Annotated in this window: 18 protein-coding genes; 10 read left to right on the top strand and 8 right to left on the bottom strand. The window is 67.0% G+C overall.

Annotated features, from left to right (window positions below; translation table 11 throughout):
- Positions 1-8 precede the first annotated feature (8 nt).
- Positions 9-368, bottom strand: coding sequence for a UBP-type zinc finger domain-containing protein (locus tag AB0N61_RS05020; protein ID WP_363362195.1), 360 nt, complete (start codon positions 366-368; stop codon positions 9-11).
- Positions 369-510: 142 nt separating this feature from the next.
- Between AB0N61_RS05020 and AB0N61_RS05025 the strand changes: the two genes are divergently transcribed.
- Both AB0N61_RS05025 and AB0N61_RS05030 read left to right on the top strand, forming a co-directional pair.
- Positions 511-1,479: a Dyp-type peroxidase gene (locus AB0N61_RS05025; RefSeq protein WP_363362197.1), complete on the top strand. Its 969-nt coding sequence runs from the start codon at positions 511-513 to the stop codon at positions 1,477-1,479.
- Positions 1,480-1,546: 67 nt separating this feature from the next.
- Positions 1,547-1,894, top strand: coding sequence for a hypothetical protein (locus tag AB0N61_RS05030; RefSeq protein WP_363362199.1), 348 nt, complete (start codon positions 1,547-1,549; stop codon positions 1,892-1,894).
- A gap of 9 nt (positions 1,895-1,903) precedes the next feature.
- Here AB0N61_RS05030 and AB0N61_RS05035 read toward each other — a convergent pair whose 3' ends face one another.
- Complete coding sequence (locus AB0N61_RS05035) at positions 1,904-2,632, bottom strand: GAF and ANTAR domain-containing protein (RefSeq protein WP_363362201.1); 729 nt, start codon at positions 2,630-2,632, stop codon at positions 1,904-1,906.
- Between the two features lie 13 nt (positions 2,633-2,645).
- Positions 2,646-2,981, bottom strand: a complete 336-nt coding sequence (locus AB0N61_RS05040) for an ATP-dependent DNA ligase (RefSeq protein WP_363363155.1) — start codon at positions 2,979-2,981, stop codon at positions 2,646-2,648.
- 252 nt (positions 2,982-3,233) lie between these two features.
- On the opposite strand from AB0N61_RS05040, the gene AB0N61_RS05045 reads away from it, so the two are divergent.
- The gene (locus AB0N61_RS05045; RefSeq protein WP_363362203.1) at positions 3,234-4,319 is read left to right on the top strand and encodes a YihY/virulence factor BrkB family protein; all 1,086 of its coding nucleotides are present in this window, start codon (positions 3,234-3,236) and stop codon (positions 4,317-4,319) included.
- A 4-nt stretch (positions 4,320-4,323) separates the two neighbouring features.
- On the opposite strand, the gene AB0N61_RS05050 is transcribed toward AB0N61_RS05045, so the two are convergent.
- Positions 4,324-4,527: a hypothetical protein gene (locus tag AB0N61_RS05050; protein WP_363362205.1), complete on the bottom strand. Its 204-nt coding sequence runs from the start codon at positions 4,525-4,527 to the stop codon at positions 4,324-4,326.
- A gap of 153 nt (positions 4,528-4,680) precedes the next feature.
- Here AB0N61_RS05050 and AB0N61_RS05055 point away from each other — a divergent pair, with 153 nt between their 5' ends.
- From AB0N61_RS05055 to AB0N61_RS05085, 7 genes are all read left to right on the top strand, one after another.
- Positions 4,681-4,974: a hypothetical protein gene (locus AB0N61_RS05055; protein ID WP_363362207.1), complete on the top strand. Its 294-nt coding sequence runs from the start codon at positions 4,681-4,683 to the stop codon at positions 4,972-4,974.
- A gap of 82 nt (positions 4,975-5,056) precedes the next feature.
- Positions 5,057-5,275 carry a DUF2795 domain-containing protein gene (locus AB0N61_RS05060; protein WP_363362208.1) on the top strand — a complete coding sequence of 73 codons (219 nt, stop codon included), beginning with the start codon at positions 5,057-5,059 and terminating at the stop codon, positions 5,273-5,275.
- A 188-nt stretch (positions 5,276-5,463) separates the two neighbouring features.
- Positions 5,464-5,802 (top strand): ATP-dependent DNA ligase, encoded by a 339-nt coding sequence (locus AB0N61_RS05065; protein WP_363363157.1) that lies wholly within the window; start codon positions 5,464-5,466, stop codon positions 5,800-5,802.
- A gap of 93 nt (positions 5,803-5,895) precedes the next feature.
- Positions 5,896-6,876 (top strand): glycosyltransferase, encoded by a 981-nt coding sequence (locus AB0N61_RS05070; protein ID WP_363362210.1) that lies wholly within the window; start codon positions 5,896-5,898, stop codon positions 6,874-6,876.
- Between the two features lie 127 nt (positions 6,877-7,003).
- Positions 7,004-9,382, top strand: coding sequence for a glycosyl hydrolase family 65 protein (locus AB0N61_RS05075; protein ID WP_363362212.1), 2,379 nt, complete (start codon positions 7,004-7,006; stop codon positions 9,380-9,382).
- A 144-nt stretch (positions 9,383-9,526) separates the two neighbouring features.
- Entirely contained in the window at positions 9,527-10,204 is a 678-nt protein-coding gene (locus tag AB0N61_RS05080) for a DUF6766 family protein (protein ID WP_167942801.1), read from the top strand.
- 197 nt (positions 10,205-10,401) lie between these two features.
- The gene (locus AB0N61_RS05085) at positions 10,402-10,620 is read left to right on the top strand and encodes a hypothetical protein (RefSeq protein WP_363362214.1); all 219 of its coding nucleotides are present in this window, start codon (positions 10,402-10,404) and stop codon (positions 10,618-10,620) included.
- A gap of 13 nt (positions 10,621-10,633) precedes the next feature.
- Here the strand turns inward: AB0N61_RS05085 and AB0N61_RS05090 are convergent, their stop codons facing one another.
- The 4 genes from AB0N61_RS05090 to AB0N61_RS05105 are packed head-to-tail and all read right to left on the bottom strand — an operon-like array spanning position 10,634 to position 14,782.
- Positions 10,634-11,440, bottom strand: a complete 807-nt coding sequence (locus AB0N61_RS05090; protein ID WP_363362216.1) for an SDR family oxidoreductase — start codon at positions 11,438-11,440, stop codon at positions 10,634-10,636.
- A gap of 44 nt (positions 11,441-11,484) precedes the next feature.
- Positions 11,485-12,846 (bottom strand): sugar ABC transporter substrate-binding protein, encoded by a 1,362-nt coding sequence (locus AB0N61_RS05095; RefSeq protein ID WP_363362218.1) that lies wholly within the window; start codon positions 12,844-12,846, stop codon positions 11,485-11,487.
- Between the two features lie 50 nt (positions 12,847-12,896).
- Complete coding sequence (locus tag AB0N61_RS05100) at positions 12,897-13,853, bottom strand: carbohydrate ABC transporter permease (protein WP_167942805.1); 957 nt, start codon at positions 13,851-13,853, stop codon at positions 12,897-12,899.
- Complete coding sequence (locus AB0N61_RS05105; protein ID WP_363362220.1) at positions 13,853-14,782, bottom strand: sugar ABC transporter permease; 930 nt, start codon at positions 14,780-14,782, stop codon at positions 13,853-13,855. The genes AB0N61_RS05100 and AB0N61_RS05105 overlap by 1 nt, the downstream gene beginning before the upstream one ends.
- Between the last annotated feature and the right edge of the window lie 38 nt (positions 14,783-14,820).

Here is a 14,820-nt window from a genome sequence, read left to right on the forward strand (position 1 = left end):
GTGGGTGCTCACGCGTCGCCCGCGAGCTGCTCCTGCCAGTCCGCGGGCACGCGCTCGGCGGGACCGGGGGTGCTCTGGGACCGCGGATGGCTGTGCGGGGGAGCGAGGACGGGACCGTCGAAGGCGGTCTCGGAGCCGAAATCCCAGAACCAGTCCTCGCCGGGCTCGAAGCTCTGGATGACTCGATGGCCGCTCGCGTGGGCGTGTGCCGTCGCGTGCTTGTGCAGGGAGTCGTCACAGCATCCGATGTGCCCGCAGTAGGCGCACCGACGCAGATGGAGCCACCACGAGCCGATCGCCTCGCAGTCCTGGCACCCCGGGCCCGAAGGTGCGACATCCGCCCGAATGAAGTCGGTCACGTCGCTCATGGGTGCATCTCCTGTCATCGGTGTGCCGTCGGGGTCATGATGTCGGGATTCCCGGTGGTACTCAAGCGTGTCCGACCGAGACCACCTGCTCGTTCGACACCCGTCGAAGCCCCGCTCGCCGAATCGGCCTAGGTTCGTGAAGGTGAGCACCTCTTCCTCCCGCCGGGTCCCGATCGAATCGCAGAGGGTCGATGCGCCCCTGACGTCCAGCGCCACCTTTCTCGTGCTGCAGATCAGAGACGGCGCGGATGCCGCATCCACCGTGCGCGACACGATCAGCGGCATAGACGACATCGTGAAGAACGTGGGATTCCGCGACCTGGATGCGATGCTGTCGTGCACGGTCGGCATCGGCTCGTCGGCCTGGCCGCGACTCACCGCGCGCCGTGCGCCGGCCGAGCTGCACCCGTTCGCGCCGGTGGTGGGTCGCGTGCACACCGCGCCGGGGACCCCCGGAGATCTGCTGTTCCACATTCGGGCGAACCGCCAGGACCTCGTCTTCGAGTTCGAGCGGCAGCTGCTCGGCGTGCTCGACGGCGCCGTCACGGTGGTCGACGAGACCACGGGCTTCCGGTACTTCGACGTCCGCGACCTGCTCGGCTTCGTCGACGGCACGGCGAACCCGGTGGGGAACGCGATCGCCGAGTCGACGCTGGTGGGTGCGGAGGACGGCGACCACGTCGGAGGCAGCTACGTCGTCGTCCAGAGATATCTGCATGATCTCGCGCAGTGGCAGTCGTTGACGACCGAGCAGCAGGAGGCGGTGATCGGCCGCAAGAAGGCCGACAACGTCGAGATCGACGACGTGGCCGTCGGCCAGAAATCCCACAAGACCCTCGCCACGATCGTGAGGGACGGCGTCGAACACGACATCCTGCGCGACAACATGCCCTTCGGGAGCCCCGGCTCGTCGTCGTTCGGCACGTACTTCATCGGATACTCGCGCCACCTCTGGGTCATCGAGAAGATGCTCGAGAACATGTTCATCGGCGACCCGCCCGGCGCGTTCGACCGGCTGCTGGACTATTCCCGCGCGACGACAGGCAGCACGTTCTTCGCGCCGTCCGCGGACTTCCTCCGCGGCCTCGCCGATGAGCCGACGCCCGCCTAGCGGTGCCGGATCGAGTCGTCAGCGACAGTCCCTCCCATCCCGCGCCGCACGCGCGTACGGTTGATATATGGGAAGACTCTTCTACGGAGCGGCTCAGCCCCCGATCCTCATCGAGGATCGCGCACTGGCTCACCTCAAGATCGTGGTGACGACGAAACTGCGGCGCAACGAGAGCTTCACCCTGTCGTGGGTGCACAAGGACGGCGAAGCACCCGGCCGCTCGACCATCTGGCTGCATCCGTCGATTCCGCTGCGATTCGTGTTCGACGAGACGGAGTCGCCGACGCTGAACCGGCGGTGGATCGAGGAGCTCTCTCAGACGCTCAGCAGCACGGGCGGCGTGTGTCTGACCGACGAGATCATCGACCCCACCGATGGCGATCCGGGCCAGGCCGAGACCGACCGAGCGCGGTGATCGAGTCCCTCACAGGGTGAGTCGCCGGTCGACGATCTCGAGGGCGACATCGTGCAGGCGCGAGCCGGTCGCGCGCGCGTGGCGTCTGAGGATGAGGAAGGCGTCGTCGATCGAGACGCCGCGCTGATAGGACAGAGCGCCCTTCGCCTGCTCGATCACGATCCTGCTGTCGAGCGCGTGCTGAAGCTGTGCCGCGCGATCGGCGCGCTCGGCGAGCGCCCGATGCTGCACCAATCCGATGGTGGCGAACTCGGCGAGAGCCTGGGCCACGGCCGCGTCCTCGTCGGTGACCACACCGACCCTGTCGAAGAAGAGGTTCAGCGAACCGAGGCGCTGACCGCGCAGCGTGAGGGGCACCGCGTAGCCGGAGCGGAGGCCCCGTCGCACCGCGAGGGGAGCGAACTCGGGCCAGCGATCGATGCTCGACCGCAGATCAGCCGTCTCGACCACCTGCCCGGACTGGAAGCTGTCCAGACAGGGTCCCTGCTCGATGCCGAGCTCGGCCTCCTCCAGGTCGCTCGCGCGCTCGCTCGTCGAGCCGAGCACGTGCAGTCTCCCTTGGTCGTCGGCGAGGACGATCCCGGCTTCGACCGCCGGCGTGAAGCGCGTCGCGGCCTCGACGAGAAGGTCCATGGTGTCGATCACGTCGTGGACCGGATCCAGAGCGTCGGCCAGGCTGCGGAAGACAGCGGTCAGGTCGTTCTGCGAGTGCGGGTCACGGGCGACATCGAAGGGCATCCGGAACCGGTCCTCAGTGCACGCCCACGGCCGGTTCGTGCGGTGCACCGACGCTTGCGGGTTCGTGGACCAGATACAGCCCCGACGGTGAGTTCGCCGTGAACGCGAGAGCGTCGATCCACTGCCGGTTGAGCTCAGGGACCCTGCTGCTGGCGTACTTGAAGACCAGATTGCACCCCGGATGCATCCAGACCGAGCTGCGACCTCCGCCGATGCTGGGGTCTTCCCTCCAGGTGAAGAGGAACGGCTCACCGCGGCGGAGCTTGGTCGTCATCACGACCTGAAGATGATGGAGCGCGCGGTCGTCGATCTCGACTTTCTGATTTGCCTCGTACACGAACTTGCCCACGATCGGACATCCCTTCATCGATCTCCCCGTGCCCCCACACCTACAGGCGGGCGGCGTGCGTCCACACCTACAGGCGGGCGGCGTGCGTCGCAAGGCCCTTGCACACCGGCGAACGTCAGTCGCTCGATCTGGGCGAGCTCGTTTGCCCGCATACACCCGAGACCTGGCGTCCGGCAAGGGTCCTGGATCGGCCTGCACACCCCGCTAGACCAGTGCTCACCGATCCAGCGAATCGGCAGGAAGGGAATGATGATGTCTCAGCAGCACACGGAGGCCCCTGATCGGAGTCCCGATCCCGAGGCGTCGGGCAAGCCGGATTCTCCGGACGATCTCCACGGGCGATCGTGGAAGTACGTGGCGAAGAAGGCCTTTCGCGAATTCTCATCGGACCAGTGCACCGACATCGCGGCGGCACTGACGTACTACGCGGTGCTGTCGATCTTCCCCGGTCTGATCGCGGTCTTCTCGCTGCTCGGCGTCGTCGGTCAGGGGCAGGCGGCCGGGGATGCGGTGCTGGGGATCATCGAGCAGGTCGCCCCGGGCGACACGGCGGACACTCTGCGGGGGCCGATCGAGCAGGTCGCCGGCTCGCCGGCCGCCGGGTTCGCACTGATTAGCGGCATCGTGCTTGCGATCTGGTCGGCGTCGGGGTACGTCGGCGCCTTCAGCCGAGCGATGAACCGCATCTACGAGATCGACGAGGGGCGACCGTTCTGGAAGCTCAAGCCCGCACAGCTGCTCGTGACGGTGATCACCATCGTGCTGTTCGTCATCGCGGCGATCATCCTCGTCGTGTCCGGCCCGGTCACGCGCGCCATCGGCGAATTCCTCGGACTCGGTACCGTTCCGCAGACGATCTGGTCGATCGCGAAGTGGCCGCTCCTGGCGTTCATCATCGTCCTCGCCGTCGCGATCCTCTATTACGCCACACCGAACGCGAAGCAGCCGCGATTCCGCTGGATCAGCCTCGGGGCGCTGCTCGCGATCCTCGTGCTGGCCATCGCCACCGCGGGCTTCGCCTTCTACGTGGCGAACTTCTCGAACTACGACCGCACCTACGGCTCCCTCGCAGGGATCATCGTGTTCCTGCTCTGGCTGTGGATCGCCAACCTGGCGCTGCTCGTCGGCGCCGAGTTCGACGCCGAACTCGAGCGAGGCCGTCAACTGCAGGCGGGGATCGCCGCCGAACGGGAGATCCGTCTTCCGCCGCGCGACACGCGCAAGAGCGATAAGGCTGCAGAGAAGGAGCAGCAGGACATCGAGGAAGCCCGCCGCATCCGCCAGCAGGCCGATGCGGAGTCCGGGGACCCCGAATCGGACCGGTCTGACGGGGAGTGACGGATCAGCGGCCTGTCGGCGGCAGCTTGTCCACCCCGTGCCGGTTCGGCTTGTCGGGCTCTGCGGCGGTATCAGGGGACGCGTGCTCAGGGCCGGGCGGAGCCTCGGACGTCGGATAGTGCGGCTCATCGATCTCGACGGCCTTGTCGCGCTCGTCGAGCGGAGGCAGATGGTCGAGCGGTTGCTTGATGTCGTCTGGGTGGCTCATGCCGTCAGGGTCCGTCGCGGACAGCAGCAGTGAACAGGGGCTTGTGATCGACGGGATGATGTGGTTCGAGGCGGCGGGCGCGAGACCGAACCCGACCGTCCTCTCGCTGTCAACGCCCCTTCGCGCCGACGCGCGCTCGACTACCATCGCCCGATGGGACGCCTCAGGTACGACAGCACACTCGACCCGATCGTCATCGACGATGTCACGCTCGCGCACATGAAGATCGTCATGGGCACGAAGCTCCGTCGGCAGGAGAGCTTCATGATGTCCTGGGTGCCGGGAGACGCTTCCCCAGACGGGCGCCTGACGGCGTGGATCCATCCGAGCATCCCGCTCGTCCTGGCATTCGACAGCCCCGAGCCGATTCGCGTGGACGCCGAGCGCGTGTCCCGCATGATGAACAGCCTCAACGCCCACGGTGAACTGATGATCGACGAGATGTAAGCGGTCGCGGCGCGCCTACATCGCGGTCGGTCGGCTGTCAAGAGAGGGGAAGTTCCCCCGGGCGGTCCGAAGAATGATCCGCATGACGTCATCCCCGGATCGCCTCGCCGCCCACCCCTCCACCGACGCACGACTCGCTCGCACGCTTCGGAGCATCGACTACCCCGCGACGAAGGACGATCTGCTGAGGATCGCCGTCGTCGATCATCTCGACGTGCCCACCATCGACGCCATCCATGAGCTGCCCGCTCGCGACTACCACGGCGTGTCCGAGGTGCTGAGGATGCTCACCGGCGACTGATTCCCGGCGCTGCGGGTGCCTTCAGGTCAATGCGAACTTGTCAATACCCTCCGGAAGGCGACACGGTCTTCCTACCCTGACACCATGTCCGACCTCCCCGACGTGACGCTGACCCTTCCGCGATCGTGCGACACCGCTGCATCGTCGCCCTCGTCCCTCCCCGCGCCCGCACTACGGAGAGGTGCATGATGGGCAGATTCACCTACGAGGGATCGACCAGGATCGACATCGAAGATCGTGCCCTCAGTCACCTCCAGCTCGTGATCACCGCCAAGCACCGGCGGGGTGAGCCCTTCACGTTCAGCTGGCGCGAGGATCCGAGCATCGGGGGAGGCCGCACCACCGTCTGGCTGCATCCGGGGTGTGCGCTCGTGTATCGGTTCCTCGGCAGCAGGCAGCCCTCGATCAATCGGCGATGGGTCGACGCGCTCGCGTTCACCGCGAATGCGCCGACCGGCCTCTACCTCGTCGCAGAGCCCGACGACACGTCGTCAGGGGAGAAGCTCGGCGTGCCCGCCGACCTGTAGCAGCCGGGCGCCGCGGTCGCCCGCGTCACGACGGGCCGGGCGATCTTGTCAATACCCGAGAAGCCTCGAGCGGGCGCGACCTATCGTGCCGCCATGAAGGGCGCTCCACTGCTGGATATCGAGTACGTTCTCCCCGTGCGATGGGGGAGTGACGAGACGATGGAGGACCTCACGGCCTATCTGACGCGGTTGCGTGCCTGGGCAGACGTGACGGTAATCGACGGATCAGACCCCGATCGTTTCGCGGCTCATGCGTCGGCCTGGTCGGATCTCGTCCGGCACATCCCGTGCGATGGGATCCCGGGGGCGAACGGCAAGGTGCGCGGCGTGCTCACCGGCATCGCGTCCGCGCGGCACGAGCGTGTGGTCATCGCCGACGACGACGTGCGCTACGACTATCGCGCGCTCGCCGCGGTCGTCGCGGAACTCGACCTCGCGACCCTGGTGAAACCGCAGAACCACTTCGCTCCACTTCCCTGGCATGCGCGGTGGGACACCGCTCGCAGTCTCCTCAACCGCGCGGTGTCGTCCGACTACCCCGGAACATACGCGCTGCGGCGTTCGACGCTGCTTGGGGCCGGCGGATACGACGCGGACACCCTCTTCGAGAATCTCGAGATGGAACGCACCATCCGTGCAGTCGGCGGCCGAGTCCGCTCTCGCCCCGACGTCTTCGTCGCGAGACGCCCGCCCACCGCTCGGCACTTCCTCTCGCAGCGGGTCAGGCAGGCGTACGACAGCTGGGGGCAGCCGCTGCGCCTCGTGATCGAGGCGGCCATCCTTCCGACGGTGTGGGCGCTGCGCCACCGGCCGGGTGCCCTCACGCTCCTGCTGCTCGCGGTCATCCTGCTCGCCGAGCGCGGGCGGCGACGGCTCGACGGTCCTTCCGTCTTCCCGGCCAGCAGCGCACTGTGGGCACCGCTGTGGGTCGCTGAGCGGGCCTTATGCTCGTGGCTCGCCATCGGGGCGCGGCTGCGGGGCGGAGTGCGGTACGGCGAGCACCGGATGAGGGTCGCGGCGCACAGCCGGCGACGGATCCGGCGACGGATCTCCCGAGAGGCTGCTGCTCGATGAGTCCTGACCAGGACCGCACGTCTCCGCGAGTCCTACCCGCCCGCGGAGAGGGAATCAACCCGCTCGTCCGCTTCTCAGTCCCTGACTACGTTCTCTTCCAGAGCACGTGTCGACGGAAGAGGAGCACATGAGCAGATCCCGGCTGCGATTCGACGCCCATGAGTGGAGCATCAGCGCTGATGGCATCGACGTCGAGAATCTCGCGCACGAGGAGTCCGTCTTCGGGCTCTCGAACGGCCATGTGGGCTGGCGCGGCAACCTCGACGAGGGCGACCCGCGCGGGGTCGCCGGCAGCTACCTCAACGGCCTCTTCGAAGAGCACCCGATGCCGTATGCCGAAGAAGGGTACGGCTACCCCGAGTGCGGGCAGAGCGTGATCAACGCGGCCAACGGCCAGCTGATCCGGCTGATCGTGGGGGACGAGCCCTTCGATGTCCGCCGCGGAACGCTCACGACACATACCCGTCGTCTCGACTTCCGGGCCGGAACACTCGAACGCGATGTCGAGTGGACCAGCCCGATCGGTCAGCGCGTGCGGATCCGTTCGACGAGGATCGTCTCGTTCACGCACCGGTCCGTCGCGGCCGTGCGGTACCGCGTGCAGGCGCTCGAGACTCCGGCAGAGGTGACCGTCGTCTCCGAGCTGCTGGCGAACGAGCCGCTGCCGATCACTCATGACGACCCCCGGGTCCAGGAGCTGCTGAGCGAGCCGCTGGAGACGGTGGACTACGCCGCCGACGGGGGAGCCGCCACCCTCGTGCACCGGACCAGGAAGAGTGGACTCACGACCGCTGTGGCGATGGCGCATCACGTCGGCGGCTCCCTCGGACGCGAGCCGAGCGTCGAGACGGACGTCGACACGACGGGCGACCGCGCGCGCACCACGATTCGCGCATCCCTGGACGCCGGAGCGACGCTCGAGATCGTCAAGATGGTGGGACACGAGTATTCGTCGGACCTGTCGACCGCCGCGCTGCGCGACCGAGCCGAGACGGCGGTCGGAGACGCGCTGCAGGCCGGATGGGAGGCGCTGCTCGCAGACCAGAAGGTGCGACTGGACGAGTTCTGGGAGTGCGCCGACGTGCGCGTCGACGGGCCGCCACGGCTCCAGCAGGCCGTGCGGTTCGCGCTGTTCCAGGTGTTCCAGGCATCCGTGCGCATGGAGCTCCGATCTGTGCCCGGCAAGGGGCTGACCGGCTCCGGATACGAGGGGCACACCTTCTGGGACTTCGAAGGCTTCGTCCTCCCCGTTCTCACCTCGACGCTCCCGCACGCGGCGGAGCAGGCGCTGCGGTGGCGGCACTCCGTGCTCGACCGTGCTCGCGACAGGGCGGCGCAGCTGCATCTGAAGGGCGCGGCTCTGCCGTGGCGGACCATCGACGGCAGGGAGTCGTCGGGATACTGGCCGGCCAGCACTGCCGCGTTCCATATCAACGCCGATGTGGCGGGCGCGGTCCTGCACCATGTGAGGGCGACGGGCGATGTCGCCTTCGAACGGGAGGCGGGCCTCGAGATCCTCGCCGAGTCCGCCCGTCTGTGGGTCTCGCTGGGTCGGTGGGACGCGCACGGCGGCTTCCACATCGACGGCGTCACGGGGCCGGACGAGTACTCGGCCATCGTGAACGACAACGTCTTCACGAACCTCGCCGCCCAGAAGAACCTTCGGGGCGCGGCGGCCGCTGCGCGACGGCATCCGGATGTCGCGTCGGAGCTCAGGATCGCGGATGACGAGATCGCGCGGTGGGAACTCGCAGCAGCGTCGATGGCTGTTCCTTTCGATCACGAACGGGGCGTGCATCCGCAGGCCGCCGGGTACACCGACCTCGAACGGTGGGACTTCGAGTCGACGTCACCGGACGAGTATCTGCTGCACGACCACTTCCCGTACTTCGATCTCTATCGGAAGCAGGTCGTGAAACAGGCTGACCTCGTTCTCGCCCTCTTCTTCTCGCACGAGGCGTTCACAGCGGAGCAGAAGGCGCGCGCGTTCGACTACTACGAGGCGATCACGGTGCGTGATTCCTCCCTGTCCGCGGCGGCGCAGGCGGTGATCGCCGCGGAGGTCGGTCACCTGGATCTCGCGCTCGACTACCTCGCTGAGGTCGCCACGCTCGATCTCGACGATCTGCACGGCAACACCGGCGAGGGGCTCCACATCGCAGCCCTCGCGGGAGTCTGGACGGCCATAACCGCAGGCTTCGGCGGCATGCGTGACAGCGACAGCGGCATGCGTTTCTGCCCGCGTCTGCCGCGTCAGATCGACAGGCTCGACTTCGGGGTGCGCGTCCACGGCTGCATCCTCCGTGTCGATGTCCGCCAGGCCGAGGTCACCTACCGGCTCGCCTCGGGCGAGCCGCTGACGATCATGCACTACGACGAGCAGCTGGTGCTCGACGCCGGTGAAGCCGTCACGAGACGGATTCCCGCACCGCAGCCGCGGGGTGAGCAGCCCCGGCAGCCTCGAGGACGAGCGCCACGCCCGGCGCTCGAGGCACTGCGGGGGTGACGTGGCACAGAGAGAGGAGACACTCATGTCGGATCCCACGGTCGGTCGCGCATCGATGCGCATGGCGTTCTGGTCATGGACGCTCATCATCGTTGTCGGCCTGGCGACCATGATCGCCCTGCCTCTGCTGGGGAGGTGAACGAGATGCGTCGCTTCGTCAGAGACGGGGGACTCAGCCTCGTCTTCCTCGCCATCTTCGCGCTCAGCCTGGTCGGGCAGTCGATCGCAGGACACGCCTACAACAACGAGGAACTCGCTCAGCACGGCCGACCCCCCGTGCCGTATCTGGAGTTCATCACCTCGTCCGACTTCCTCGTCGACGTGGCGGAGAACTGGCAGTCGGAGTTCTTGCAGTTCTTCCTCTTCATCCTCGCGACCATCTGGTTCATCCAGAGAGGGTCGCCGGAGTCGAAGAAGCCCGGTGACGAAGGAGTGGGCTCCGACTCGGATCAGCTCGTCGGCGAGCACGCCCGCGCCGACTCGCCGCGCTGGGCGAAGGTGCACGGAGTGCGCGGGTGGATCTATTCCAACTCCCTCCTGCTCGCGATGGGCACGATCTTCCTGCTCTCGTGGCTCGCCCAGTCGCTCGCCGGCCATGTCGTCGCCACCGAGGAGAACGCTCAGCACGGGTTGCCGCCGGTGACATGGATCGACTACGTCGTCTCGGCGGAGTTCTGGAACCGCACGCTGCAGAACTGGCAGTCGGAGTTCCTGGCCGTCGGCGCGATGGTCGCGTTCTCGATCTATCTGCGGCAGAGAGGATCGAGCGAATCCAAGCCGGTCGGCGTGCCGCATCATGTGAGCAGCGTCGAGTCCGAATGACCGCGACCTTCTCGCGTCGATCGTCAAGCCCCTGTCTGCCGGGGAGCCGTCAGGGTTGCCTGGCACGCAACGAATCGAGAGGAGCGGATGATGAAGCACGTGAAGTATGCCGAGAAGTCGGTTCTCGTGGGTGATGACGCAGCGGACACGCTCATGGACTATGCGCGGATGCTGGCGGGCGAGGGAGCGCCGACACGGTGACGCTGCGCGTCGTCAGCCCCGACGGCAATGTCGTCGACGCGTCGTTCCTCCTCACCGCGAGCACCGAGCTCATGGTCGAATCGACCAACTCAGAGCTCGAGGAGCCCGACAACGACGCGACCGTGCGCACGATGCGTGAGCGGATCGCGTCGTCCCACCCCTCGGCCGTGACGGAGACCGAGCCTCCGTGGATCCTCGAGACCGGCGAGATCTAGGCTCCGGTCGGAGTCATGTCGTCCGCCACTCGTGCGACTCGATGGCCGCTCCGGCCTGCGGCCCCATCTGCAGCATCCCGCCGTCGATCACCACGGATGCTCCGGAGATGTACGCGGCCGGGGGCGAGGCGAGGAAGGCGATCAGTGCGGCCACCTCGCGCGCGTCGCCCGGGCGTCCGAGAGGGATGCCCGGGCGGTCCTGCGCGTGCGGATCCGCATCCGTCTGCCCGGTCATGGGGGTCGCGATCTCACCAGGGGCGACGCTGACCGCGCTGATCCCCGCCGAGCCCAGCTCGAGGGCGAGATTCTTCATCAGCCCACTGAGCCCGTGCTTCGCCGCGTCGTAGGCGCTCGACCCGACCATCGGCTGATGCGCGTGCACGCTGGTCACCGCGATCAGACGGCCGCCGTTGCCCGCTGCGACCATGGCCCGCGCGGCGCGCTGGAGGCACACGAAGGCACCGGTGAGATCGGTGTCCAGGACGTGCCTCCAGTCGTCCAGTGAGAGATCGAGGAACGGAGTCGACGACCCCGTCCCCGCGTTGTTCACGAAGACATCGAGGCCGCCGAGCTCGCCGACGAGACTGTCGATCACGTCGCCGCACGCGGGGATGTCGGCGACGTCGAGCTGCGCCGTGATCGCGCGTGCCCCGTGGGTGCGCGCCTCCTCGGCGGTCTGCTCGGCGCCGGCCTGGTCGGAATGCCAGGTGATCGCCACCTCCATCCCGGCGGCGGCGAGCGCCACCGCCGTGGCGCGGCCGATGCCCGAATCGCCGGCGGTGACGATCGCCCTGCGGGGTGCGTGCGCGTGGTCAGTCATGCGGTTCTCCTCTTCGTCGTGTCTTCTCGTCCACGGGCCGGGGGTCAGCCGGCTGTCTTCTCGTATGCCCGCATGGCCGCCTCCTGCGCATCGGCCAGGGCATCCTCGATGGACTTGTCCCCGAGCAGCGCGGCGGTGATGGCGTTGTTCAACTCGTTCTGGATCTCCTGACCCGCGGGCGACGAACCGAACGACTCTCCGTAGTCGACGACGTCGTAGTAGGTCGAGATCACCTGGTCGAACCCGGGGTTGCCGCTCTCGACGACCCACTGGTCTCGGATCGCCTGATCGGACGCGGGCGACCCGGTGAACAGGCCGGTGTTGATGCCGCCGTCCTGTTCGCGGACCTCGGCACGCGCCTCGCCGGCTGCGTTCCACGCCTCGTCGGAGGTGAGCTCCAGCATCCAGGCGCAGGCGGCAGCGGGATTCTCGGCACCCACCGGAATCACGAACGCCGTGCCGGACGCGACAGAGAACGGCTCGCCGTCCGACGAGCGGAACGGCACCGCTTCGAGGTCGAGCTGGTCGACATAGGGCGAGAGCACATTGGGGTACCACTGGGCGTTCACCTGGCCGCCGACCTGCCCGGCCACATACTGGTTGTTGTCGCCGAACGTGTCGAACGAGTCGGTGAAGCTCTTCACGGCGGCGAATCCGCCCTGAGCGTCGGTGATCTGCTTCAGCATCTCGAGACCCGCGACGTTGCTCGGATCATCGAGAGTGGGAGCGCCGTCGTCGTCGTTCAGCTGTCCGCCCATCGCCAGCACCCAGAGGCCGCCCTGACCGGTGGCGACGGGATCGAAGCCGAGTCGGGAGGGCACACCGCCGGACTCCTGGTAGATCTTCTCGATGGCTCCCATCAGGGCATCCGGCTTCGACGTGTCGAACTCCTCGGCTGAGACGCCCGCCTCATCGAGCACCGTCTTGTTGAGCAGGATCGCCGGCGGCTGGTAGAACTGCGGCACCGCCCACACGCCGTCCTCGTAGGTCACGTCGTCGACGACGAACGGATACCAGTGATCGCGGGGCGACACATCGTGCGCCTCGAAGCATGCGTCCAGCGGCATGATCAGGTCCTGTGCGGCGTAGGTGGTGACGTATCGTCGGTCCATCTGCACCACATCGGGGACGTCACCGCTCGCGATGCGGGTCGTGAACTTCTGCGCGTCGAAGGCCGTGGCGTCGAGGTCGACCTCGACGGCGGAGAGCTGCGCCGCGGCGTAGTCCATGCGCGACGTGCCGACGTCGTCGGCGTTCTCGAAGCCCCAGGCCTTCAGCGTTCCTGTGGCATCGGCACCGAAGTCGGCCGATTCGGCGGCGTCGTCGCCGCTTCCGCCGCCGCAGCCGCTGAGCAGCAGAGCGGATGCCGTGACGGCCGCGGCGGCTCCGAGGATTCGTGTCTTCATGTCGTTCTCCATTCGTGTGGGGGCGGACGATCCGCCCGGCGAGATCGGGCTCAGCCCTTGCGGCCCTGCGTCGCGACGCCCTCGATGAAATACCGCTGTCCGAAGGCGAAGAGCAGAAGCATCGGCAGGGTCACGATGAGCGAGGCGACCATCACGTATTGGTAGTCGCCGTGACCGCCGGCCGTCGGGCTGTACTTGGTCATCGCGTAGGCGATGCCGAGAGGCGCGGTGAACTCGTCGACCGACCCGGCGTTGAGATAGATCAGCGACGCCTGCAGATTGTTCCAGCTGGCCTGGAACTCGAAGAGGAAGACGATCACGAACGACGGGATCGACAGCGGCATCGCGATGCGCCAGAACAGGCCCCAGGCGCTCGCTCCATCGAGCCGCGCGGCTTCGAACAGCTCTCGGGGGAGCCCCAGGAAGAACTGACGCTGCAGGAAGATGTAGAAGGCGGAGCCGAACAGGTTCATTCCCCAGAGGGGGACCCAGGTGCCCAGCATGCCGGTCTGCTTCCAGATGAGGTAGACCGGGATCATCGTCACCGCTCCCGGCAGCATCATTGTGGCGAGCACGAGACCGAACAGCAGCTTGCGTCCCGGGAATCGGAAATAGGCGAACCCGAACGCCACGATGGAGCTCGAGATCGCCACGGTGCCCGCGGCGAGCAGCGCGATCGCGACACTGTTCCAGACCCAGCTGAGCAACGGCAGCTGATTCCAGACCTCGATGTAGTTCTCCGGAACGAGGGTGCGAGGGAAGAGGCTGTTGTCGAACACCTCGCCCCGCGGTTTGAGACTCGCCGCGATCAACCACACGAAGGGATAGAGGAACAGCAGACCGAAGCCGATCAGCACGATCGTGAGCAGGATGCGTGCGATCCGGCTCTTCGGCCCGGCGAGGCGTCGGCGCCTGCGCCGCCCGGTGGTGGTGACCGACACGGTGTCGGTGCGGGGCTCCGGCCCGGGAGGAGGCGTGAGGGGCACAGGTCGTATCGTCGTCGACATCAGCGGTCTCCCTCGTAGTAGACGAAGCGGTTGCCGACCTTCACCTGCACGAGCGTGATCAGCATGATGATCACGAACAGCAGCCAGGCCATGGCAGCCGCGAAGCCGAAGTCGAACTGGCGGAACGCCTGTTGGAACAGGTAGATGGCATAGAACAGCGACGCCTCGGGGGAGGCGTTGCTCTGATCTCGCCAGAAGAGCAGATAGGCCTGGTCGAAGATCTGGAAGGCCGCGATCGAGAGGACGATGACGTTGAAGAACATCGCTCCCGAGATCATCGGCAGAGTGATCGAGAAGAACCGGCGCACGGGGCCCGCCCCGTCGAGCGACGCCACCTCGTAGAGCTCGACCGGCACGTTCTTGAGAGCAGCGAGGAAGATGACCATGGTTCCCGCAACCGTCCAGAGCGTCATGATGACGATGCTGGGCTTGACCCAGGCCGGGTCGACGAGCCACTGCGGCCCCGAGATGCCGAAGAGGCGGAGGAACTGGTTGATCGCCCCCGAGTTGCCGTTGAGCAGGAGGAAGAACACAGCGGCGGTGGCGACAGCCGGGGTCATCTTGGGCAGGTAGTAGAGCACCCGGAAGAATCCGGCACCTCGACCCACCCGGTTGAGCAGCAGCGCGAGGACGAGCGCGAAGATGATCTCGAGCGGCACGGCCATCACGACGTAGAACAGGGTGTTGGCGAGCGAGAGCCCCACGCGAGGGTCGTCGAAGAGCTCCGCATAGTTCGAGATGCCGATCGGGCGTGCCGAATTGGTCGCGAGGTTGTAGTCGCTGAACGAGATGTACAGGCTGTACGCCATCGCGCCCGCCGTGAAGATCAGGAATCCGAGGATCCACGGCGAGATGAACAGGTATCCGGCCAGGACTTCACGCCTGTTGTACGGATCGCGCTGCCTACGCCGTCGTTGTGCAGTCTTCATGGGAGCAGAAGCTAGACGCGCACGGAGAAACCGGCTCG

It is taken from the genome of Microbacterium sp. NPDC089320, from assembly GCF_040684875.1.
Taxonomy (GTDB): domain Bacteria; phylum Actinomycetota; class Actinomycetes; order Actinomycetales; family Microbacteriaceae; genus Microbacterium.

Coding starts and splice junctions, on each gene's coding strand:
- AB0N61_RS05020 (WP_363362195.1), bottom strand. CDS start 368: ATGAGCGACGTGACCGACTTCATTCGGGCGGATGTCGCACCTTCGGGC.
- AB0N61_RS05030 (WP_363362199.1), top strand. CDS start 1,547: ATGGGAAGACTCTTCTACGGAGCGGCTCAGCCCCCGATCCTCATCGAG.
- AB0N61_RS05035 (WP_363362201.1), bottom strand. CDS start 2,632: ATGCCCTTCGATGTCGCCCGTGACCCGCACTCGCAGAACGACCTGACC.
- AB0N61_RS05045 (WP_363362203.1), top strand. CDS start 3,234: ATGTCTCAGCAGCACACGGAGGCCCCTGATCGGAGTCCCGATCCCGAG.
- AB0N61_RS05050 (WP_363362205.1), bottom strand. CDS start 4,527: ATGAGCCACCCAGACGACATCAAGCAACCGCTCGACCATCTGCCTCCG.
- AB0N61_RS05055 (WP_363362207.1), top strand. CDS start 4,681: ATGGGACGCCTCAGGTACGACAGCACACTCGACCCGATCGTCATCGAC.
- AB0N61_RS05060 (WP_363362208.1), top strand. CDS start 5,057: ATGACGTCATCCCCGGATCGCCTCGCCGCCCACCCCTCCACCGACGCA.
- AB0N61_RS05065 (WP_363363157.1), top strand. CDS start 5,464: ATGGGCAGATTCACCTACGAGGGATCGACCAGGATCGACATCGAAGAT.
- AB0N61_RS05070 (WP_363362210.1), top strand. CDS start 5,896: ATGAAGGGCGCTCCACTGCTGGATATCGAGTACGTTCTCCCCGTGCGA.
- AB0N61_RS05075 (WP_363362212.1), top strand. CDS start 7,004: ATGAGCAGATCCCGGCTGCGATTCGACGCCCATGAGTGGAGCATCAGC.
- AB0N61_RS05080 (WP_167942801.1), top strand. CDS start 9,527: ATGCGTCGCTTCGTCAGAGACGGGGGACTCAGCCTCGTCTTCCTCGCC.
- AB0N61_RS05090 (WP_363362216.1), bottom strand. CDS start 11,440: ATGACTGACCACGCGCACGCACCCCGCAGGGCGATCGTCACCGCCGGC.
- AB0N61_RS05095 (WP_363362218.1), bottom strand. CDS start 12,846: ATGAAGACACGAATCCTCGGAGCCGCCGCGGCCGTCACGGCATCCGCT.
- AB0N61_RS05100 (WP_167942805.1), bottom strand. CDS start 13,853: ATGTCGACGACGATACGACCTGTGCCCCTCACGCCTCCTCCCGGGCCG.
- AB0N61_RS05105 (WP_363362220.1), bottom strand. CDS start 14,782: ATGAAGACTGCACAACGACGGCGTAGGCAGCGCGATCCGTACAACAGG.